Below are 21,614 nucleotides of genomic sequence, written 5' to 3' on the forward strand. Positions count from 1 at the left end.
TCCGCTCGGGTGCAGCCTCCCCAGCGCGATATCGCGCTCGATTTGCGCCTCCACATAGGCCACGAGTCCTCCCCGTCCCATCCCCATCCCTCCTCGTCCCAGCATCGCCATCCAACCACAGGGGTCTGACATGGACGTGCGGCCCCCCTCATTCTCATTGCCAGCCAGGAGGACGCCCTCCGGGCCCGGTCGGCGAAAAACCTGTCCGACTGTCGGACAAGTTCGCGGGCCCCATGCGGCGAAAACCTGTCCGACTGTCGGACAGGTTTCTGGCCTGTGCGCCCGGAGGGGGCCTCCGCCAGTGGACCGCCCTACCGTCCGCGCACGCACAACGCCGCGGCCGACAGCGAACTCCGCCAGGGACGCAAGCCCGGCCTCATGTGGCTCGAACTTGTCCGACTGTCGGACAGGTTTCTGGGCTGCGCGCCCGACAGGGGGCCTCTTCGTGGATCCACCTTGCCGTCCGCGCATGCACGACGTCACGCCCCACCGCGGAACTCCGACAGGGGCGCAAGCCCGGCTTCATGTGGCTCGAACTTGGCTGACTGTCGGACGGGTTTTGAGAATGCATTCCCGGCCCTCTTCGTGGATCCCCCCTGCCGTCCGCGCATGCACGACGTCTCGACCCACCGCGGAACTTCGACAGGGGCGCAAGCCCGGCTTCATGTGGCTCGAACTTGTCCGACTGTCGGACAGGTTTCTGGGCTGCGTGCTCGGCAGGGGTCCACTCCGTGGCCCCAACTTGTCGTCCGCGCGCCCGCGACTCTCGCCCCACCGCGAACTCCGCCAGGAAGCAAGCTCGGCTTCATGTGGCTCGAACTTGTCCGACTGTCGGACAGGTTTTGAGCATGCGTTCCCGGCGGGGAGGCCCTGTCCGGGGCACCGCCTTCTTCGCCCGCGCACGCATGACGTCGCGGGCTGAGGCTGAGCTCCACCGGGCGCGCGGCCTCGGCTTCGTGTGGCTCGAACTTGTCCGACTGTCGGACAGGTTTCTGAGCCGCGCGCCCGGCGGGCGGCCCTGCCCGGTGGCCCCGCGTTTCGGCTGCTCAAAGCCTGCCGCCGCGGTCCATCGCGGAGCTCGTACGGTGCGCGTCCTCTCGAAGGACTTCCGGCCGTGGGTGGGGTTGAAACACTTCTGGTGACCTGACTCGTGCCGCGAGTCTCCGCAGCCACCGGGCAGGTCCATGGCACCGGGCCCGATTGAGGAGCGCGCGCGGGGCTGCGAGACTCGCGGCCCTCATGGTTTCTTCCCTGCAGCAACTGCATGCACTCACCGGGCTGCGGTTCCTCGCGACCGCGCACGTCGTCGCCTACCACGTGTATCACCTGGTCTTCACCGGCACGGAGGCGCCGCCGGGGCTACATGGGCTGCTCGGCAGTGGGTACGTGAGCATCGGCTTCTTCTTCGTCCTGTCGGGCTTCATCCTTGGCTACAACTACCTGGAGCGTCCGCCGGACACGTACGAGGCGCGCAAGGCGTTCTGGGTGGCCCGCTTCGCGCGCATCTATCCTGTCTATGTGTTGGGCCTGGCGCTCGACGCGCCCTCGTACCTCAAGGGGCTGCGCGACACGTGGGCGGTGGACCCCTCGAGGGGGCTGCAGCACGCGGAGGCGCTGGTGGTCACGCCGCTGCTGCTCCAGAGCTGGACGCCGTGGACCGCGATGGCGTGGAACGGCTCGGGCTGGTCGCTGGCGGTGGAGGCGTTCTTCTACGCCGCCTTCCCCTTCCTGGCCGGCAGGCTGGGCCTGCTGGGGCCGAAGGCGCTCGCGGTGGGCGCGGCGGTGGCGTACGGCGCCGCGCTGGTGTTCCCGGCGCTCTACATGGCGGCGGATCCGGACCACACCGGAGGCACGGCGTCCGCGTACCACTCCGGCCCGTGGATGTTGGCGCTGCGCTTCAATCCGTTGGCGCGGCTGCCGGAGTTCATCCTGGGCATCCTCGCGGCGCGCTTCTTCCTGCTGCGGTCCGGAGCGGCGCAGCGCTCGCGTCCGGTGGCGCTGGCGGTGGTGTGCGGGGGAGTCATCGCGGCGCTCGCGGGGAGCACCGCGCTGCCCTTCCCACTGCTGCACAACGGGCTGCTGGCGCCGGTGTTCGCGGCGCTGATCATCCTGATGTCGTGGAGCCAGGGAGCCGTGGCGCGGGTGCTGGCTTCACGGCCGCTGCGCCTGCTGGGTGAGGCGAGCTATGCGCTCTTCCTCCTGCACATGCCGGTGCTGTTCGCCTGGAAGTCCGTGCTCAAGCGGCTGGGTGAGCCGCCCACGTCCGCCTGGGCGGTGGTGGCGTTCGTCGTGGGCTCGGTGGGATTGAGCGTGCTCACGCATGCGCGCGTGGAGAAGCCCGCCCGGGCATGGATCCGCGACCGGTGGACGCGGCGAGGCATGGAGCAACCCGCGACGGGCCTCCAGCCCCGGGCGTGAAGGCCTACGCGCTCTTCGCCTGGGACCGGCGGCGCGTGCCGCGCTTCACGGGCCCCAGCTGCGCGAGCACCCGGCCGATCTCCACCAACTCCACGGGCTTGACCAGGTGCAGGTCGAAGCCCGCCTCCTCGCTGCGGGCCCGGTCCTCCGGCGTCCCATAACCCGTGAGCGCGATGAGGTGCGCGTCCGACGCCACGCGCCCGCGCAGCTCTTGCGCCACCTGATAGCCGTCCAGACCCGGCAGGCCGATGTCCAGGATGATGACGTCGTAGGTGCCAGGGGTCGCCATGGCGAGCGCCTCCGGGCCGTCCGAGGCGACCGCGACGGTGTGGCCCCACAGCTGGAGCATCTCGCGCAGGCCCTCGCGCGCGTCGGGGTTGTCGTCGACCAGCAGGATGCGCCACTCGCCCCGGCGGGACTCGATACGCTCCACGGTGGCCTCGGGCCTCGCGCCGTCCATGAGCAGCGGCAGCGTGATGGTGAAGGTGCTGCCCTGGCCCGGCCCCTCGCTGAAGACCTCCACCCGGCCACCGTGTTCGGTCACGAGGTGGCGCACCAGCGTCAGGCCAATGCCCAGTCCGCCCCGGCTGCGCGCGAGGCCCGCGTCCAGCTGCGCGAAGAGCTCGAAGATGTGCTCCTGGTCCTCCGGCCGCAGGCCGATGCCGGTGTCCTGCACGGAGACGCGCACGCGGGAGTCCCCGGCCATGTGGGCGCCCACGGTGACGATGCCGCCCTCGGGTGAGTACTTGGCGGCGTTGTCGAGCAGGTTGGTGAAGACCTGCTCCAGGCGCGTCCGGTCGCCGTCCACCCAGCAGGGCCCGGTGGGGAAGGCTTCCCGCAGGATGAGCCCGCGCTCCTCCATCACGGGCCGCGCGGCGGCGAGCGAGTGCTGCAACACGGTGTTGAGGTCCAGCCGGCCGCGGCGCAGGGCGTACTTGCCGCGCGTGATGCGGCTGACGTCGAGCAGGTCATCCACCAGGTGGCGCAGGTGGCTCACCTGCCGCTCGATGATGTCGCGGCGGCGCGCGTCGGCTTCGGACAGGCCGTTCGAGTCCTTCTGTCCGAGCATCTGCACCGCGACGGAGATGGCGGCCAGCGGGTTGCGCAGCTCGTGGGCGAGCATGGCGAGGAATTCGTCCTTCTTGCGGTCGGCCTCCTCCAGGCGGGCGGCGTTCGCCAGGGCCTCGCGCTCCACGCGCCGCAGGCGCAGGACGCTGTTGACGGTGGCGATGAGCTCTTCGGGGTCGAACGGCTGGGTGAGGTAGACGTCCGCGCCGGCGCGCAGGCCCACGACCTTCTTCTCCGCGGTGATGAAGGTGGCGGAGGTGTGGATGATGGAGATCTCGCGGGTGCGAGGGTCCTCCTTCAGGAGCCGGCACACGTCGTAGCCGCTCATGTCCGGAAGCTTCACGTCGAGCACGATGACGTCGGGGCGCGAATCGAAGGCGACCCTCAGTGCTTCCCCCCCGGTGACCGCCTCCAGCATGTGGTAGCCCGCCTGGCGCAGCGAGAAGGTCCCCAGATAGAGGCTCGCGGGCGTGTCGTTGACGTGGAGGACGGTGGCGTTGGCGGTAGCGAGCACAGGCGACATTCCCAGGGAGGAGCCGACCCGACTTCTACCGCGCGCCAGGAGCACAAGCGATCCGGCATCACGCCGCGTTCCGCCCATTCGCGCACCACGCGTCACGGGAGGACCGGGAGTGTTGGGACCGCGACAGCGCGCGTGAACCACGGCACTCCCGCCCTGCCGTCGCTTCAGCGCCTCAAGGCTCCGTCCACACCGCCAGCTCATTGCCCGCGGGGTCGGTGAAGTGGAAGCGCTTGCCGCCGGGGAAGGAGAACGTGTCCTTCACGATGCGCCCTCCGGCCTCGCGCACCTTCGCCAGCGTCGCGTCCAGGTCCTTCGAATACAGCACCAACAACGCGCCGCCCTTCGACGCCTCCCGCTCCTTGTCGAAGCCTCCGTTCAGCCGCCCGTCCATGAAGCTCGTGTAGTCCGGGCCGTAGTCCTCGAACCTCCAGCCGAACACGGCGCCGTAGAAGCGCTTCGCCTCCGCGATGTCCTTCGCGGGAAGCTCGATGTAGTCGATGCGGTGGTGCTGCTCGGCCTGCTGCGGTGCGGTGGACATGGTGTGCCTCCTCGAAGTGGGAACACCCCCACCTTAGGCACCCACCGCCTCCGGCGATTGGACGAATCCGACCTCCGCCTGCTCGCGCACGTACGCCCCCGGCGTCAGCCCCGTCAGCGCCCGGAATTCCCGCACCTGGTGCGCCTGGTCGTAGTACCCCGCCGCCAGCGCCCACTCCGCGCCCTCCAGCTCCCGCGACAGCTCCACCGCGTGCTGCATCCTCGCGATGCGGCACAACACCTTCGGCGACAGCCCCACCGCCGCATGGAAACGCCGCTCCACCTGCCGCGCCCCCACCCCCATCACCCCCTCCAGCGAACGCACCGGCACCTGCCCCTTTGCTCCCAGGATGAGGTCCACCGCGTGCCGCACCCCCACGTCCCCCTCCTGCCCGGGCAGCCGGCCCAGCAGCAGCCGCTCCAGCAGGGCGAAGCGCGCCGCCGTCCCCTCCACCGCGCCCAGCCGCTCCCGCCACTCGCGCGCCTCGCGCGGCCAGAGGTCCCCCAGCGCCACCTTCGCGTCCGTCAATTCCAGCAAGGGCAGCCGCAGGAACGGCTGCGCGCCCCCGGGCCGGAAGCGCACCGCGATGAAGGACGCATGCGTGGACAATGGCACCACCTCCGCCGCCCGCATCGCTCCCACGACGTGCAGCCCCACCCGGTCCGTCAGGTCCACCAGGATGTCCAGGCACCCGTCCGGCAGCACCCGGTGCACTCCCACCGGCGCCGCTCCCGACAGCTCCAGCGCCCAGTAGCACTGGACGTACGGCGCCAGCGCCGCGCAGGGGCTCGCCTCCACGTAGCGCATCAGGCCGCGTCCGCGACGGCCGCGCGGGGCAGCCACACCGTGAAGCACGTGCCCTTCCCCGGCCCCTCGCTGCTCGCCTGGATGCGGCCCCCGTGGCGCTCCACGATTTCGCGGCAGATGGCCAGCCCCAATCCCAGCCCTCCGGCGTAGTGCTCGGTCGCGTTGCGCGCGCGGAAGAAGGGCGTGAAGAGCTGCGGCAGGCTCTCCTGCGGAATGCCGATGCCCCGGTCCTCCACGTCCATCCGCACCTGCCCGTCCTCCTCGCGCACCCGCACGGACACCGGCGTCCCCGGCGGCGAGTAGCGCAGGGCGTTCTCCACCAGGTTCGTCAGCAGTTGATCCAACCGCTGCTCGTCCCACCGGCCCACCAGCTGCCCGTCCGGGGCGTCCAGGGACAACAACCCCTGGCGCTCCGGGCGCGTGGACTGGATGCGCTCCATCACCTCGAGCGCCAGCGCCGTCAGGTCCATGGGCGCCACCGTCAGCGCGAAGCGCCCCGACTGCAATCGCGACACGTCCAGCATGTCGCCAATCAGCCGCGTCAGCCGGTCCACCTGCCGCGTCAGCCGCTCGAAGGTGGCGCGCTGCCGCTCCGGCGTCAGCCCCACGCCGGACTCCGACTGGCGGATGAGCAGCTCCAGCGTCGCCTTCAGCGGCGTCAGCGGCGTGCGCAATTCGTGGCTCGCCATGGAGAGGAACTGGTCCCGGATGGCGATGGCCTCGCGCAGTTCCTTCTGCGTCCGGTCGATGCGCGCCGCCATGTCGTTGAAGCCGTCCGCCAGCTGCGCGACCTCGTCGTCGCCCAGGGCCTGCACCCGCAGCTCCCGAGCGGGCGTGCCCAGCGCGGCGAAGCCGTCCCGCAGCGTCTCCAGCCGCACCGCCACGTCCCGCCCCACCCACTGCGACAGGAGCAGCGAGATGGCGCCCGCCAGCACCGCGATGCCCACCACCCACGCGCCCATGCGCGTCACCGGCGCGAACGCCTCGCGCAGCCGCGCCGTCACCACCACCGTCCACTCCGTGTCCGGCACCTGCGCGTGCGCCACCAGCAGGCGGCGCCCGGATTCATTGAACGCCTCCAGCACGCCCTCCCGCGCCGACAGCGCCTCCGGAGCCAACATCCCCAGCACCGGCGCCCGCGTGAGCACGTCGCCGCGTTCGGTCTCCCGCAGCAGGATGCCGTCGCGCCGGTCGAACAGCTCCACGTGGTAGCTGCGCGAGGCCAGCGTCGACTGGAGGCCCAGCCGATTCAAGGACAGCCCGCCCACCAGCACCACGCGCTGGCCGTCCCCCAGGTCCACCCGGGTGGAGAAGACGATGAAGGGCAGCCCCGCGCGGGTGAGGAAGGGCCGCGATACCCACACCGCGTCGCCCCCGTGCAGCGCCTGCTGGAAGTACTCGCGCTCCGCGAAATTGCCGGTGAGGCGGTTGAGCCGCTTGGACGGCACCAGCGTCTCCCCGGTGGCGTCCAGCAGCCACGCCGCGTCGAAGAGGCCGGTGTCGTTCTCCAGCAACTCCACCCGCTCGACCATCTCCTTGCGGTCCCCGTTGCGCACCGCTTCGATGAAGCCCGGGTCCCGGCTCTGCGAACGCAGGAGCGAGCGCGCGATGGCCGCCGACTGCTCCAGCCACGCCGTCTCCGCCAGCACCGCCTGCTGCGCCTTGCCGCGCAGCTCCGCCGAGATGGCCCGCTGGGCCACGTACGACGTCACCGCCCCCACGCCCAGGATGGGCAGCACCGACGCCAGGGCCATGCCCCGGAACAGCCGCCAGCGAACCCCGGACGGCGCCGGGACCTGACGCATCCGCCACAACAGCAGACAGGCCAGGGCCAGCACCGCGTACACGCCCATCCCGGCCCAGGAGCCTCGCGACCCCAGCGCGAGCGTCATGTTCAGGAACAGGACGCTCATGCTGCCCGCGGCGATGCGGCAGGCCCGCTCGTGGCCGCGCCACAGCCCCACCGCCAGCAGGGCACCCGTCGCCAGGAAGGCGCCGCCCAGCAGCCGGATGAACGGTCCGAACGACAGCAGCGACAGGCGGATGAAGCTGCTGGGGACCAGGACCATCAACCCGCCGAAGCTCAGCGCCACGCAGGCGATGAACACCGGCAGCAGGCCCCGCCCCTGGAAGCGGTGGGCCCGCTCCAGCAGCAGCATGCCCGCCATCAGCGGGTACAGGATGAAGCCCGTGATGCCCCGGGGCAGCACGGTGGCGGCCCACCAGTAGAACGCCACCGCCGCCAGGAAGAGCACCCGGCCCAGCCACCCCACGAAGGGCGGCCAGGTGGGGTACAGCATCGCGGCGAGCATCGTCGCCGAGCCCACCAGGAAGAGGCTGCCGAGCGAGCGGACGTACGGGTAGATGACCTGGAAGATGGCGGCCCCGAACTCGTAGGGCACGAAGACCATCGTGGTGCCCACGACGAGTCCGAAGGCCGCCGCGAACCACTCCACCCGTGCCCGCTCGAGGATGCCCACGGGCGGCACACTACACGTCCCGCTCCGGCTGTCAGTGGCGGAGTGCGGCCCGGGACGGACCGTTCGTCCAGTCCCTATCTCCGCCGCCAGGCGCCTTCCTATCGCCGCCGCCAGGCGTCGAGCAGATGCCCCACCACCGCGTCCACTCCCACGTCGTGCGTGACCTGGGTGAAGACGAAGGGGCCCTCGCCGCGCATCTTCCGGGCGTCGCGGTCCATCACGCCCAGGTCCGCGCCCACGTGCGGCGCCAGGTCCGTCTTGTTGATGACCAGCAGGTCCGACTGGGTGATGCCCGGCCCGCCCTTGCGCGGCACCTTGTCCCCGCCCGCCACGTCGATGACGTACACCGTGTAGTCCGCCAGCTCGCGGCTGTACTGCGCGGCCAGGTTGTCACCGCCGCTCTCCACGATGAGCAGCTCCGGGTGCAGCTCCTCCATCAACTGCTCCAGCGCGAGCAGGTTGTGGCTGATGTCCTCGCGGATGGCGGCGTGGGGGCAGCCACCCGTCTCCACCGCCTTGATGCGCTCCGGGGACAGGGCCTGATTGCGCACCAGGAACTCCGCGTCCTCCTTGGTGAAGATGTCGTTGGTCACCACGCCCAGGCGGTACTGGTCGCGCAGCTTCTTGCACAGGGCCAGCACCAGCGCCGTCTTGCCGCTGCCCACCGGCCCGCCAATCCCAATCGTGAAGGCCCGCTGCGAGTAGTCACGCCGGTACGGCTTGTCGCGCGCGTCGAAGTGGCCCGGGTGGTCCCAGTCCTCGTGCGTGTGCTCGTGCCCGTCCTGCCCATGGCCGCGGTGGTCGTCGTCGTGCATGTCGCGCTTCCTTTTCGTCTCTTGTTTCAGGACAGGAACAGCCGGGAGTACAGCCGGTCGTGCGTGGCGCCCACCAGGTCCCACAGCGGCGCGGGCTGGGCCAGGTCCTCCACGCTCAAGGCCTTGCATTGCTCCAGGACGGCCTCCAGCAGCGGCGTGGCCGCGTGCTGCACCTGGTGGGATTCATGCGTGCCGATGACGCCCATGCGCACGCCCGCGGACAGCGCGCCCCGCAGGGTGAGTGACAGGAAGAGGCGCAGGGCGTCCTCCTGCTCCACGTCCAGCGCGCGCAGCACCGCGCCGAACGCGGGCGCGTGGTGGAACTTCACACGGGCCGCGCGGGCCGCCTCGCGCACGGGCCCCACGGCCTCCGGGAAGATGCGCGCGCAGGTGTCCAGGAAGGCCCTGCCTTGTGTGCGGCTGGCCCGGTTCGCGACGTGGTTGGTGAGGAATGCATCCGCGCGCGCGTCCAGCGCCGGCAGGGAAGAGGGCTCGCGCCACGCCGCGCCCACCAGCGGCAGGCCCCCCAGCCCCGCCTGCCACACCAGCGCCTCCACGAAGCGCCGCACGTCACCCGGGCCGCGCACCTCGCCCGCCTGCACCGCGGCCTCCAGGCCCCCCGAGTGCGCGAAGCCCCCCGTGGGAAAGCCCGAGTCCGCCAGCTGCAACACCCTCCAGCCGGAAGCCATGGCGCGCGTTCCTTCAGAACAGCGAGTAGCGCTGCGCCAAAGGCAGCCAGGTGGCGGGTTCGCAGCGAAGCAGCTCCCCGTCCGCGCGGACCTCGTACGTCTCTGGATCCACCGTGATGACCGGCAGCGCGTCGTTGAGGCGCATGTCCTTCTTCCCCAGCGCGCGGCAGCCCACCACCGCGGACAGCCGCTTGGTGAGCCCCAGCCCCTGCACGGTGCCCTCCCTCAACGCGCGCCCGGACACGAAGGTGATGCTCGTGGAGCCCCGCGCCCTTCCACGCGCGCCGAACATGGGGCGCATGAGGTACGGCTGCGGCGTGGGGATGGACGCGTTCGCGTCCCCCATCTGGCCCCACGCGATGAAGCCGCCCTTGAGCACCAGCTCCGGCTTCGCGCCGAAGAAGGCGGGCCGCCACAGCACCAGGTCCGCGAGCTTGCCTGGCTCCACGGAGCCCACCTCGTGGGACAGCCCGTGGGCGATGGCCGGGTTGATGGTGTACTTCGCCACGTAGCGGCGGATGCGCAGGTTGTCGTTGTCGCCCTGCTCGCCGGGGAGCCGCCCGCGCTGCTCGCGCATCTTGTGCGCCGTCTGCCACGTGCGGGTGATGACCTCGCCCACGCGGCCCATGGCCTGGCTGTCGGACGCCATCATGCTGATGGCGCCCAGGTCGTGGAGGATGTCCTCCGCGGCAATCGTCTCTCCGCGGATGCGGCTCTCCGCGAAGGCCACGTCCTCCGGAATCTCGCGGTCCAGGTGGTGACACACCATGAGCATGTCCAGGTGCTCGTCCAGCGTGTTCACCGTGTACGGCCGCGTGGGGTTGGTGGAGCTGGGCAGCACGTTGGGCGCGCCGCACACGCGGATGATGTCCGGCGCATGGCCTCCGCCCGCGCCCTCCGAGTGGTACGTGTGGATGGTGCGGCCCTTGAACGCCGCCAGCGAGTCATCCACGTAGCCGGACTCGTTCAGCGTGTCCGTGTGGATGGTGACCTGCACGTCCTCCGCGTCCGCCAGCGTGAGGCACGTGTCGATGGCCGCGGGCGTAGTGCCCCAGTCTTCATGCAGCTTGAGTCCGATGGCGCCCGCGCGCACCTGATCCAACAAGCCCTCCGGCAGGGACGTGTTGCCCTTGCCGGTGAGGCCGATGTTCAGGGGAAGCGTGTCCGTGGCCTCCAGCATGCGCGCCAGGTTCCACGCGCCCGGCGTGCAGGTGGTGGCGTTGGTGCCGGTGGCGGGGCCGGTGCCGCCGCCCACCCAGGTGGTGATGCCGCTGGCGATGGCTTCGTCCGCCTGCTGCGGGCTGATGAAGTGGATGTGCGTGTCCAGGCCGCCCGCGGTGAGGATGAGCCCTTCACCCGCGATGACCTCCGTGGTGACGCCCACCACCATGCCCGGCGTGACGCCCGCCATGACGTCCGGGTTGCCCGCCTTGCCAATGGCGGAGATGCGCCCCGCCTTGATGCCCACGTCCGCCTTGAAGATGCCCGTCCAGTCCACCACGAGCGCGTTGGTGATGACGCAGTCGAGCGCGTCCGCGTCCCCTACTCCCGCGCGCTGGCCCATGCCTTCACGCAGCACCTTGCCGCCGCCGAACTTGCACTCGTCGCCGTAGACGGTGGCGTCACGCTCCACCTGGAGCCACAGGCCGGTGTCGCCCAGCCGCACCCGGTCCCCTGTGGTGGGACCGAACATGTCCGCGTAGTGGCGGCGATCCAGCTTGCGGCTCATGAGCGTTCCTCCTCGGGGGTCTCATCCTCGTGACCGAAGCCCTGCGCTCGCACGGCTTCCAACAGGCGCTCACGGCCTTCGTCGGACACCTTGCCGCTGCCCAGCGCGTTGCCGCCGCGCACCACCTGCTCGCCCGCGATGGGGACCAGCGGCACCGTCTTCACCTCGCCGGGCTCGAAGCGCACCGCCGTGCCCGCGGGGATGTCCAGCCGGTGGCCGTAGGCGCGGCCCCGGTCGAACACCAGCGCGCGGTTCACTTCCGCGAACGCGTAGTGACTGCCCACCTGGATGGGCCGGTCGCCCCGGTGCGTGACGCGCAGGGTGATGGCCTTGCGGCCCGCGTTGAGCTCCAGCGCGCCTTCCGCCGCGCGCACGTGCCCGGGCGGCCCTTCCGGTGACGCGGCGGGCACGGTGAAGCGCTCCAGCGGAGGCACCGGCAGGAAGCTGCCGTAGAGCGCCAGCGACAGGTCCCCGTGCTCCGCCACCACCGGGTGGTGCACGGTGACGAGCTTGGTGCCGTCCGGGAAGGTGCCCTCCACCTGCACCTCCGCCAGCATCTCCGGCACGCCGTCCATCACCTGCGCGCGCCCCAGGAACCGGCGCCCCAGGTCCATCAGCTCCGCCACGCTGCGGCCGTCACGGATGTACTCCAGCAACTGGGTGGCGATGAGCGCCACGGCCTCCGGGTAGTTGAGGCGCAGGCCTCGCGCCAGCCGCTTCTGGGCGACGACGCCCGCCTGGTGCAGCAGCAGCTTGTCCACGTCACGGGGGGACAGATGCATGGGTCCGACTCCCTCGGTTCTTCGGGGTGCGGGATGCGCCGACCTGGCAGACCCTAGCGCGGCGCGTCAGCGTGGGCCAGGATGGGGGCCCCTCGCGCCGTTCTCCCCCTCCGGAGTCCCCCATGAAGAGCTTCAAGGCCGGCTTCCCCAAGACGCCCAAGGCGCCTCCCGCTCCGCCGAAGACGACGAACACGGTGGCCCAGCCGACCTTCTCGAAGCCGGGCGCTCCTGCCGCGAAGCCGACGACGCCCACGGCCTCACCCACCGCGTCGCCCACGGGCTCGCCGAATGTCTCCCGGCCGACAACGCCCACCGGGACGACGCCCCAGGGTGACGCGTTCAAGCCGTCCGGCAGCCCGCAGGCCTCGCCGTCGCGCCCGAACATCGACGCGAACTCGCTCCAGGGTCCGCAGCTTCAGTCGCCCAACCTCTCCGAGAGCGACATCGCGGACATGGCCCTGGGCCGCACGCCGGGCAAGGGCAAGGCCATGACGCCGCGCCCTGAAATCCAGAAGATCGTCGAGGACATGAAGCTGGAGAATCCGGGCGCGGAGGTGCTGCGCTACACGGACCAGGGCGGCCACCCGATGCTGAAGCAGCCGAACATGCCCGCCGGCACGGACGCGGGCGTGTGCAGCGCGATGACCTCCGAGTGGATCCGCACCGGCAAGGAGGCGGGCGGTGACCCGCTGAAGGGCTCGCAGGCGTTCGGCAAGCTGACGGACAACCACTTCGGCAAGCTCATCGACAAGCAGCACGCCGAGCACCTGCAGAGCGACGCCCTCACGAAGCTGAACGGCGCGCACCTGGATGACATCTCCAAGCTGGAGGGCAGCGTGAAGCAGCTCCAGGGCAAGAGCGCGCAGCGCAAGGAGATCAACGAGCTGCTCACCAACCCGGACCTGACGCTGGAGCAGCGCCAGGGGCTGACGGCGCAGCGCAACCAGCTGACCCAGGAGCTCAAGGCGGGGATGGCCCAGCTCACCCAGGACAAGGACGCCATCGCCCAGAAGCAGCAGTCCATCTCCCACCTGGTGGACGACTTCCGCACGGGCCGTGGCGGCGGCCACCCGGGCGTGAAGGTGCAGGACTTCGAGCCCATCACCCCCGACACCTTCGCGCAGAAGCTGTACGACGGCACGAAGGAGAACGGCCACTACCGCATCGGCCTGCGCAAGTCGGGCGAGGCCGCGGAAGGCCACGTGCTGGGCCTGCACAAGACGGACGGCCCGAACCGCCTGCTGGACGCGAACACCGCCGAGTGGAAGACGAACAACCACAAGGACGCGATCAACCTGACGGCGGATCACATCGACCAGCTGTACAAGAACTACAGCACGTTCGACATCACCCGCTATTAGTCACACCCGCCGGGCCCACGGATCATCTCCCAGCAGGCCCGGCAGGAAGGACAGCCAGTCGCGCGTGGTGGCCAGCAGCGTCTCCAACGACACGGCCGCCACGCGAAGCAGCAGTCCGTCCTCGCCCAGGGGACTGGCGGAGACCACCTCCCGGGCGCGAGGCTTCACCGGCAGGGCCGCCACGCGCGCGGCCAGGGCCTCCCGCGCGTCCTTCAACGCGGGCCCCACCAGCAGCACGGACGCCAGCGCGTCGAAGCGGCCCAGCCGCTCCGGCAGCGCGCCGTGCGCGGGGTCCAGCACCCAGCGCTCATCCACCAACGCGCGCCCTTCCCGCGCGACGCGCAGGCGCGAGGCGTAGTGCAGGAAGGCCCAGCGCTCGCCCCGGGCGCTGCGGCCCGCCGTCACCACGTCCACGAGCACCAGCGACGCTCCCGGTGACAGCGTCACGTCCAACGTCTGTGAATAGCGGGCGTCGGTGAAGCAGACGGTGGGGTCCGGCACCCAGGCCAGCAGCGCATCCCGGCCCACGCGCGCGACGAGGTCACTGCGGCAACCGTTGGGCGAGCGGTAGACCCGGTTCGCGCCCTGCGTCGCGAGCAGCGCCGACGCGCCGTCCGCCACGTCCACCTCCAGCCGCAGGTGGTCCCCGTCCACCAGCCCGCCACCGAAGGAGCTGGTATAGGCCCACGCCGCGTGGCCGTGGTTGCGCGGCGTGAGCAGCCGCAAGGGGCTGTGCGCCAGCGCGGTGCGCACCACGGTGCGGGGCCCCGAGCGCTCGAACGCGAGCCGCGCGACGCCCGCGCGCTCCGGGCCGGGATGAGCGGAAATCACCCTTCCCTTCTAGCACGGCGGGGCAGCAGACCCGGCCCGCGTAGCGTTTCGCGCTACAGCCGCATCCCTCGCGACAGACATGAGGCTCGCTGGCACGCAACCTGCTCTTGGGGCGGGCCGCCAAATCTGACATCGCATGTCAGAAATGGCGGAACCCCTCTTCCCAAGGGACAGCACCATGCACCGTCGTTCCTCCCGAGCCCCCTGGCTTCGAGCCCTGGCCCTTTCCTCGTTCGCCGTGGGCGGCCTCTTCGTGGCCGCGCCCGCCCACGCCGCTGAAACGCGCGAGATGCCTGCCACCATCGTCAACGTGTCCATGCAGGACGGCGAGCTGACCGCGCGCATCCGCTGGTCCGCGGAGTCGAAGTCCCTGCCCGGGGAGGTGGAGGTCCTGTCCTATGACGGCACGGAGAAGATCACCGCGGGCGAGCGGCTTTCGCCCAAGGCCGGCGAGGAGGTGGAGGTGAAGCTGTCCGGCGCGGTGCAGGAGCCGTGGGAGACGGGCTGGGCCCAGCGGCTCGTCGTGCGTGAGGCGCAGGGCCGGGAGCTGGCCAGCCAGCCCTATGACGTCAGCCTCGCCTGCGAGGACGAGAAGACCTGCCAGTTGACGGCCGCGCCGGGCATCTCCGCCAGCCGCGAGGTCCTGCACGTGAGCAACGCCCTGCAGAAGACCCTCGGCGCCATCGAGAAGGAGATGGGGACGAAACAATTCGACCTGGTGCGCGAGGTGGCCCGGCGTGAGCCCTCGCTGTACGGCGAGGCCCTGAGCTACGCCCACGGCCTGATCAAGATCGGCCCCGCCGAGGGTTGCCAGTGCTCCTGGGAGGCGTCCTACTCGCGCACCAACTCCTCGGGAACGAGCCTGGGCGCGGCGCACAACCTGTACTCGCGCCCCCTGTCCCAGAACAAGCCCTCCAACGCCCGCCTGACCACGCAGGGCAGCAGCCGCGTCACCCTGACCCTCCACTGCACGTCGCTGGCCTCCATCCTCACGCAGGAGTTCGGCATCCGGCAGCCCGGCGGGCTGGTGAAGCCCGTGCGCATGCTCCAGCCCGTCTACAGCACCTGCGCCGGGACGTGCAGCGGCCGGTTCAGCCACTTCGGCCGCATCACCGGCAAAGCGACCGCGCAGAGCACCACCCCCTTCCCCCCGCCCACCATCCCCAACGCGTCGGCCATGGAGCAGAGCAAGTACCACCTGGGCAATGGCCTGAGCCCACTGCTGAACGAGACCCGCTACGCGCCCACCGGCGACCAGGAATTCGACAGGGGGATTGCCACGCACAACGCGGGCAGCGGCTCAGGCTACGTGCAGACGTCCGGCGAGGCCTTCCACGCCTACAACGGCAACGCCAGCACCTGGCAGCCGTACGGCCGGGCACAGGGCAACTACGCCATCGCCGTGCAGGGCGTCGCGGTGTGCCCGGGCGGAGGCCTGAGTCCCATTGGCCGCGCCTTTGACATCCAGTCCACCTATACGCTCCCAGAGAATGAGGTGGATTCCATGGAGAAGAGCGTCCAGGACTTCTTCAGCATCCTGTAGCCCTCCGCGCTACACCCGGCGGGGCCGCCGTAGCGCAAAGGGACACATCCCCAGCGCAAGCAACGTTTTCGGAAACATCGTGGAAAACCACGTATTCCCTCCGAAACCAGCATCAATGGCAGACATGACGCAATCCCTGGCACGGGACCTGCTCTGAGGGGAGACCGACCTCTGGCCCTTCGCGCCGGAGGTCGGACCCCCATTCGTCCGTAAGGGATTGCCACATGCCCCAACACTCCTCGCGAGGCCTGTCTGGCCTCGTGCCGTCCTGGCTGCGCTCGCTGACCGTCTCCTCCTTCGCGCTCGGAGGGCTGCTCGCGGCCGCGCCGGCCCACGCCGCGGATCCGCAGGAGGTCCGCCCGAACATCGCCACCGTGCTCGACGTGGCGCTGGTGGACGGGGAGCTGACCGCGAGCATCCTGTGGACGGACCGGCAGGACGACCTGCCCCAGTCCTCGAAGCTCGTCTCCTATGACGGCAAGGACACCGCCAACGCGGGCGTGAACGTGACGCCCAAGGCGGGCGCGGTCTCCCAGGTGAAGCTCTTCGGCGCGCTGGACAAGCCCTGGGAGACGGGCTGGGCGCAGAAGCTGGTGCTGGAGGATCCGCAGGGTCAGGCGCTGGCCACCCAGCCCTATGACGTGAACCTGGACTGCGCGACCGAAAAGGAGTGCAGCCTCACCGTGTCCAAGGGCGTCACGTCGGAGAAGGACGTCGTGCACGTGAGCAGCGAGCTGGACGCCGTCCTCACGGAGCTCGACGCGAAGTTTGGCCAGGGCGAGTACGACCTGGTGAAGGAGGTGTCCAAGGACTTCCCGCACCTGCGCGGCGAGGCCATGGTCTACGTCCAGCAGTGGTACTGGTGGTACCCCATCATCGGTCCGTGCGCCTGCGGCTGGACGACCACGACGACGCGCACGCCCACCACCACCCAGTCCATCCTCGTGTCGACCTCCGGCCGCAGCATCTACGGCTGGAACGGGCCGGGCGCGAAGCACACGCTGAGCGCCAACGCCATCCCCATGGGCCCGACCCTCAACCGGACGGTCACCGGCTCCAGCCAGCTGTCGCTGGGACTGCGGTGCTCGCGCCGCATCTACTTCTACTGGTGGGACTTCATCATCCACCGGCCGGGCGGGGTGTTCCCGGTACGCTTCCCCTTCCCTGTCAGCATTCCCTGCACCTCGCCGTGCCAGGCCCGCTTCGACCACATGGGCCGCGTCTCCGGCCGGACGACCATCAGCGGCGTGGCCACCGCGCGTGAAGCAGGGACCTGGCGCGTGAACGTCAACGCGCCGACCATCAACCAGGTCATCACCGGGAACAACGCCTTCGACGCGGACGCCATCGGCGTCTCGTTCTCGAACACCAGCGCCTACAACACGGTCAGCACGTCGGGCCAGGTGACGATTCCCTCCACTTCCACCTTCGCGAGCGCCCTCGTCACCAACGGCTACGCCCAGGCCATCCACGGCCAGCTGACCTGCCCCCAGATTCCCGCGCTGCCGGGCAGGACCGTCTCGGATTACGGCACGACGCAGGGCACGTCCCACCAGATCAGCCTGATCTGGAGCATCTTGGACTTCGCGGCGGGCTTCTAGCCGCGCACGGCTGATCCGCGATGCATGACAACACCCCGGAGGCCGGCGCCGTGAAGGGGCTGGCGTCCGGGGTGCTTGTTTCCTTCCGCGCGCGGATGCGGCGGATGACTACTTGTCGGTCGCGTCCTCGATCTTGTCGCCGGCCTTCTCCGCGGCGTCGCCCGTGGCGTCGGCGGCGTCCTCGGCCGTGTCCTTCACCTTGTCGCCCGCCTGCTCCATGTCGTCCTTGGCGGACTCGCGGGTGTTGCGGTGGCAACCCGTACCCACGGACAGTGCACTCAGCGTCAAGGCCAGCAGCGTCAGCTTCTTCATGCAGTGTGACTCCTTCGCTTGAGGGGGTTGGCGGGATGCGACCCACCTGTTCCCCGTGCGCGGCGCAAGGTAGGCACTGTCCACCAACTGCCAAGGGGCCAGCCCCATGGGATGTCCGTTCAGGGGCGTTCGGGCCCCACTGATGGCTGTCGGAACACGCTGCTAGGGTGCGCCTTCACGAGGGGCTTGTGTTCCCGCCCCCGGAGGCCCACCCATCCATGTCTTTGTCGTCCTCGCGGCCCTCACGGCCCACCGTGCTGCTCGTCCTGGCGTTGACGGTCCTCTGGGGCTGTCCCTCCGACGAGCCGAAGCCCATCGAGCAGCTCTACTCCGACGTCCAGTTCGACCTCACCGTCCCGCCGGAGACCCCGGTCGACGCGGAGCTCTTCCTCCAGGGCCCCACCGCCACGTTCAGCGGCACGGACGGGCGGGGCCTGGAGCTGGTCTACCAGGGCGGCCGTCAGTTCAGCCTGAAGGCCCGGCTGCCCAAGGGCACCGCCTTCACCTACGCGGTGCGGATGACGGCGCCCACGCCCCAGGTGGCGCTGGATGCCCAGGGGGCACCGGAGGCGGACCACACCGTCACTGCCCGTGAGAACGAGGAGCGTGTCGCCCTCACGGTGGAGCGCTTCGGCGCCGAGGGGGGGCAGACAGGCGCGAGGACCGTGTTCATCGTCCAGGTCCCGGACATCACACCGGCCGGGGCCAAGGTGTGGCTGTCCGGAAACCAGCCGGAACTGGGGAACTGGAATGGCGCGGGGGTGGAGCTCTACCCGGCCGTGGACAACGCCTACGCCGGCACCGTCACCTTCGCGGCGGGCACGGGTCTGGAGTTCAAGGTGACGCGCGGCTCGTGGGAGACGGTGGAGAAGAGCGAAACGGGCGCGGAGGTGGCCAACCACACCTTCACCACCGGCGGCGGCTTCGAGCGCGTGCCCGTGGTGGTGAAGGGCTGGGCGGACCTGACCACGCCTCCGCCGCCCCCGCCGCTCACCGGCGACGTGCGCTACCTGCGCAACGTCACGCCCACGGACCCGACGCTCAAGCCGCGCGACATCATCATCTGGCTGCCGCCCGGCTATGAGGCGGACCCCACGCGCCGCTACCCGGTGCTCTACATGCACGACGGCCAGAACCTGATGGACGTCAGCACCGCGTTCGCCGGGGAGTGGAACGTGGATGAGACGGCGCAGGCGCTGGTGGAGTCCGGTGCGGTGGAGCCGCTCATCATCGTGGGCATCTACAACGCCGGGGAGGACCGCCTCGCGGAGTACACGCCCGTGCCCTTCCCGCCGAAGTACCCGGACGCGGGCCGCGCGGACGTGTACGGCCAGTTCCTCATCCAGGAGCTGAAGCCGAGCATCGACGCGAAGTTCCGCACGAAGCCGGAGGCGGAGTTCACGGGGCTCGCGGGCTCGTCGCTGGGCGGGCTCGTGTCCATGTCGCTGGGGCTCAAGCACCCGGACGTCTTCACCCGGCTGGGTGTGGTGTCGCCGTCGGTGTGGTGGGCGGACCGGGAGATTGTCTCGCAGGTGAACGCGCTCACCACGAAGCCCGCGCTGCGCATCTGGGAGGACATCGGCACCAAGGAAGGCGACGGCGACGGCGACGAGGCGGAGACGGTGGCGGATGCGCAGGCGCTGCGCGACGCGTTGGTGGCCAAGGGCTGGGTGCTGGACGACGACCTCAAGTACACGGTGGTGGATGGAGGCCAGCACAACGAGGCCGCGTGGAGCGCGCGCTTCGGTGACCTCCTGCGCTTCTTGTATCCCGTGAAGCAGTGACGAAGCCGCCGCCCCCCACCACCCCGGATGGACGCTACCTGGTGGTGGACGGGCGGCTGTGGCGCCGCTCCAATCCGGCGCTCGGGCCCCGGCAGCGAGAGCTGCTGGTGGCCGCGCTGATGCGGGCCCGAGCCGACGTGGGCCGGGCGAAGCGCGCGAAGGACGCAGCCCTGGAGCGCCGGGCGCGGAACCGCGTGCACCGCGCCAAGGTGGGCCTGGGAGAGCGGGGCCCTCCGTGGTGGACGGACGGCACACCGGACCTCAACCGGCGCCTCGTGCGGAACACGCCCTACGCCGCCTGGTTCCAGGACCTGCCCCAGTCCCCGTGAACCGGTTGTGACTTGAACGCCCACCTCCGGGTGTGGAACACGCCTTCTCTCTCAAAAGCTGCAATCCCCCAAAGACAAGAAGGAAGTGTTGTATGCGTCACGCCTGGAATCGGCTGTGGTGGCTGGTGCCGTCGTTGCTCGTGGCGGCGTGTGGTCCGTCACAGGAGCCGGTGGTTTCGCAAGAAGCGCCCGCGGAGGTGGGCGCGAGCACGCAGTCCATCCTGTACCCGCCGCCCGTGCCCGCGAGCGGCAACATCGTGGACAGCACTGCGTACCTGGGTCCGGTGGGGCTGAACGGCGCGGTGCAGACGCAGTTCACGACGAATCCGCAGTCTCTGTCCTTCAGCTTCAACGTGGCCGCGGGCGCGAGGGTGAGCCTGGAGGTCACGCACCTGGGCAGCAGCATGTACCTGGACACGGGCCTGTTCATCTACGGTCCGAAGAACGCCAGCGGCAGCTACGGCACCACGGTGCTCGCGCAGGACGACGACGCGGGCTACGGCCAGCTGTCCAAGGTGGCCAGCCTGACGCTGGCTCAGGGCGGCGAGTACCTGGCGGTGGTGAGCACCGGCACGGGCGCGGGCAAGAAGTTCCGCCTGGCACTGGGCTGTCTCAACGGCGCCTGCGCGCAGGATGACCTGTTCACCGCGTGCGACCTGGACGTGGCCACGCGCATCGAGGTGTGTGACGAGAGCGTGGTGGAGACGCAGCAGGTGACGCCGGCGCAGGCGCTGCCCCAGTGCACGGACGCGCAGGACGCGCACGACGCCTGGCTGTCGCAGTGCGCGGTGTCCTCCGGCCAGAAGCCCTGGTGCGCCAACGGCGAGGCGGCGTTCACGTCGCGGATGTGGCCGGTGTGCAAGGACTTCTACCGGCGCTACTACGGCGCGGGCCCGCTGCCGCTCACGGAGCTGGAGGACAACGACGCCATCAACGAGGCCCGGGCGGACGGCCACGCGCGGTGCAAGGCCGGCGAGAACTCCTGCGACGAGTTCCTCTGGACGTTCAACGTGCCCTCCGTGGCGGACACGCAGCCCACGCAGCTGGACTGGGTGGTGGAGGGAGCGTTCGCCACGCTGCCGGAGCTGTCGTCCAACCAGCGCGTGCAGTTCACGCGGCAGCCGGACCTGACGTACGCGGACTTCGCGAGCCGCATCGCGTGGGCCTTCCCGGAGCTGGGCCAGGTGCTGCCGCAGGAGCTGGGCAACGGCACGGAGGTGCCGGTGGTGGCGCACCTCTACGACGACCCGTTGGTGGCCGCGGGCGCGCACGACTTCCACAACCTCTACATCGTGTACTTCCCCGTGTCGCACCGCACCGCGGTGTTCTGGCTCATCCAGCACGAGTACTGAGCGGGGAGGCCACCGCGGGAGTGAGGCGCCCGAGAAGGCCCCAGCAGTCCGTCACTCCATCCCGCGACCCCAAATCCTCCGCGAGGACGCGCGCCTCGCGGAGCGCCGCGGTGGGCCACAACGGGAACTCAAGCGGACGCCAAGGCGGGCCCACGAGCAGAGGCGCCCGCCCGGGCACGGTGGCCTCAAAACCTGTCCGACTGTCGGACAGGTCCGCACTGCATGAAGCCGGGGCCGCACGCCTCGCGGAGCACGGCGGCAGCCGCGACGTCGTGCGTGCGCGGGCACCAGAATGAGGGCACGGACAGAGGCGCCCGCCCGGGGCCGGTTCCCTCAAAACCTGTCCGACTGTCGGACAGGTTTTCGCCGCCTGGGGCCCACGAACTTGTCCGACTGTCGGACAGGTTTTCGCCGCCTGGGGCCCACGAACTTGTCCGACTGTCGGACAGGTTTTCGCCCCATGCGGCCCGGGGGCGCGCTGGCCCGGCAATCGACGCGGAGGGTGGGCCCGCACATCCATGTCAGACCCCTGTGGTTGGATGGCGATGCTGGGACGAGGAAGGGGATGGGGATGGGACGGGGAGGACTCGTGGCCTATGTGGAGGCGCAAATCGAGCGCGATATCGCGCTGGGGCGGCTGCACCCGAGCGGG

17 protein-coding genes are annotated in these 21,614 nt (G+C 70.4%); 7 read left to right on the top strand and 10 right to left on the bottom strand.

Translation table 11 applies throughout. The annotated features are described in order from the left end of the window. The first annotated feature begins 1,239 nt into the window (after positions 1-1,239). Positions 1,240-2,418, top strand: a complete 1,179-nt coding sequence (locus D7X30_RS40725; protein WP_120568368.1) for an acyltransferase — start codon at positions 1,240-1,242, stop codon at positions 2,416-2,418. A gap of 4 nt (positions 2,419-2,422) precedes the next feature. Here D7X30_RS40725 and D7X30_RS40730 read toward each other — a convergent pair whose 3' ends face one another. From D7X30_RS40730 to ureA, 8 genes are all read right to left on the bottom strand, one after another. Further along, on the bottom strand, positions 2,423-4,000 hold the full coding sequence (locus D7X30_RS40730; RefSeq protein WP_120568369.1) for a response regulator: 1,578 nt from the start codon (positions 3,998-4,000) through the stop codon (positions 2,423-2,425). A 181-nt stretch (positions 4,001-4,181) separates the two neighbouring features. Further along, the gene (locus D7X30_RS40735; protein WP_120568370.1) at positions 4,182-4,547 is read right to left on the bottom strand and encodes a VOC family protein; all 366 of its coding nucleotides are present in this window, start codon (positions 4,545-4,547) and stop codon (positions 4,182-4,184) included. Positions 4,548-4,580: 33 nt separating this feature from the next. Then, the gene (locus tag D7X30_RS40740) at positions 4,581-5,354 is read right to left on the bottom strand and encodes a helix-turn-helix domain-containing protein (protein ID WP_120568383.1); all 774 of its coding nucleotides are present in this window, start codon (positions 5,352-5,354) and stop codon (positions 4,581-4,583) included. After that, complete coding sequence (locus D7X30_RS40745) at positions 5,354-7,834, bottom strand: ATP-binding protein (RefSeq protein WP_370052120.1); 2,481 nt, start codon at positions 7,832-7,834, stop codon at positions 5,354-5,356. Before D7X30_RS40745 ends, D7X30_RS40740 begins: the two co-directional genes overlap by 1 nt. 98 nt (positions 7,835-7,932) lie before the next feature. Further along, positions 7,933-8,649 (bottom strand): urease accessory protein UreG, encoded by a 717-nt coding sequence (gene ureG / locus D7X30_RS40750; RefSeq protein WP_120568371.1) that lies wholly within the window; start codon positions 8,647-8,649, stop codon positions 7,933-7,935. A 26-nt stretch (positions 8,650-8,675) separates the two neighbouring features. After that, positions 8,676-9,338 (bottom strand): urease accessory protein UreF, encoded by a 663-nt coding sequence (locus D7X30_RS40755; protein ID WP_120568372.1) that lies wholly within the window; start codon positions 9,336-9,338, stop codon positions 8,676-8,678. Between the two features lie 13 nt (positions 9,339-9,351). Beyond that, complete coding sequence (gene ureC, locus D7X30_RS40760) at positions 9,352-11,067, bottom strand: urease subunit alpha (RefSeq protein WP_120568373.1); 1,716 nt, start codon at positions 11,065-11,067, stop codon at positions 9,352-9,354. Next, positions 11,064-11,849, bottom strand: a complete 786-nt coding sequence (ureA, locus tag D7X30_RS40765) for an urease subunit gamma (protein WP_120568374.1) — start codon at positions 11,847-11,849, stop codon at positions 11,064-11,066. Before ureA ends, ureC begins: the two co-directional genes overlap by 4 nt. A gap of 122 nt (positions 11,850-11,971) precedes the next feature. Here ureA and D7X30_RS40770 point away from each other — a divergent pair, with 122 nt between their 5' ends. After that, the gene (locus D7X30_RS40770; RefSeq protein WP_120568375.1) at positions 11,972-13,210 is read left to right on the top strand and encodes a hypothetical protein; all 1,239 of its coding nucleotides are present in this window, start codon (positions 11,972-11,974) and stop codon (positions 13,208-13,210) included. Here D7X30_RS40770 and D7X30_RS40775 read toward each other — a convergent pair whose 3' ends face one another. Next, the gene (locus tag D7X30_RS40775; protein WP_120568376.1) at positions 13,211-14,041 is read right to left on the bottom strand and encodes an urease accessory protein UreD; all 831 of its coding nucleotides are present in this window, start codon (positions 14,039-14,041) and stop codon (positions 13,211-13,213) included. It lies immediately after the preceding gene. 178 nt (positions 14,042-14,219) lie between these two features. On the opposite strand from D7X30_RS40775, the gene D7X30_RS40780 reads away from it, so the two are divergent. Both D7X30_RS40780 and D7X30_RS40785 read left to right on the top strand, forming a co-directional pair. After that, positions 14,220-15,584, top strand: coding sequence for a hypothetical protein (locus D7X30_RS40780; RefSeq protein WP_147443440.1), 1,365 nt, complete (start codon positions 14,220-14,222; stop codon positions 15,582-15,584). A 224-nt stretch (positions 15,585-15,808) separates the two neighbouring features. After that, entirely contained in the window at positions 15,809-17,185 is a 1,377-nt protein-coding gene (locus tag D7X30_RS40785; RefSeq protein WP_120568378.1) for a hypothetical protein, read from the top strand. Positions 17,186-17,293: 108 nt separating this feature from the next. On the opposite strand, the gene D7X30_RS40790 is transcribed toward D7X30_RS40785, so the two are convergent. Next, positions 17,294-17,497 carry a YtxH domain-containing protein gene (locus D7X30_RS40790; protein WP_120568379.1) on the bottom strand — a complete coding sequence of 68 codons (204 nt, stop codon included), beginning with the start codon at positions 17,495-17,497 and terminating at the stop codon, positions 17,294-17,296. Between the two features lie 218 nt (positions 17,498-17,715). On the opposite strand from D7X30_RS40790, the gene D7X30_RS40795 reads away from it, so the two are divergent. From D7X30_RS40795 to D7X30_RS40805, 3 genes are all read left to right on the top strand, one after another. Beyond that, the gene (locus D7X30_RS40795) at positions 17,716-19,281 is read left to right on the top strand and encodes an alpha/beta hydrolase-fold protein (RefSeq protein ID WP_233592110.1); all 1,566 of its coding nucleotides are present in this window, start codon (positions 17,716-17,718) and stop codon (positions 19,279-19,281) included. Then, complete coding sequence (locus D7X30_RS40800; RefSeq protein WP_120568381.1) at positions 19,278-19,610, top strand: hypothetical protein; 333 nt, start codon at positions 19,278-19,280, stop codon at positions 19,608-19,610. The genes D7X30_RS40795 and D7X30_RS40800 overlap by 4 nt, the downstream gene beginning before the upstream one ends. A gap of 92 nt (positions 19,611-19,702) precedes the next feature. Then, the gene (locus D7X30_RS40805; protein WP_120568382.1) at positions 19,703-20,962 is read left to right on the top strand and encodes a PPC domain-containing protein; all 1,260 of its coding nucleotides are present in this window, start codon (positions 19,703-19,705) and stop codon (positions 20,960-20,962) included. Positions 20,963-21,614: the final 652 nt, after the last annotated feature.

It is taken from the genome of Corallococcus sp. AB011P, from assembly GCF_003611605.1.
Lineage (GTDB): Bacteria > Myxococcota > Myxococcia > Myxococcales > Myxococcaceae > Corallococcus > Corallococcus coralloides.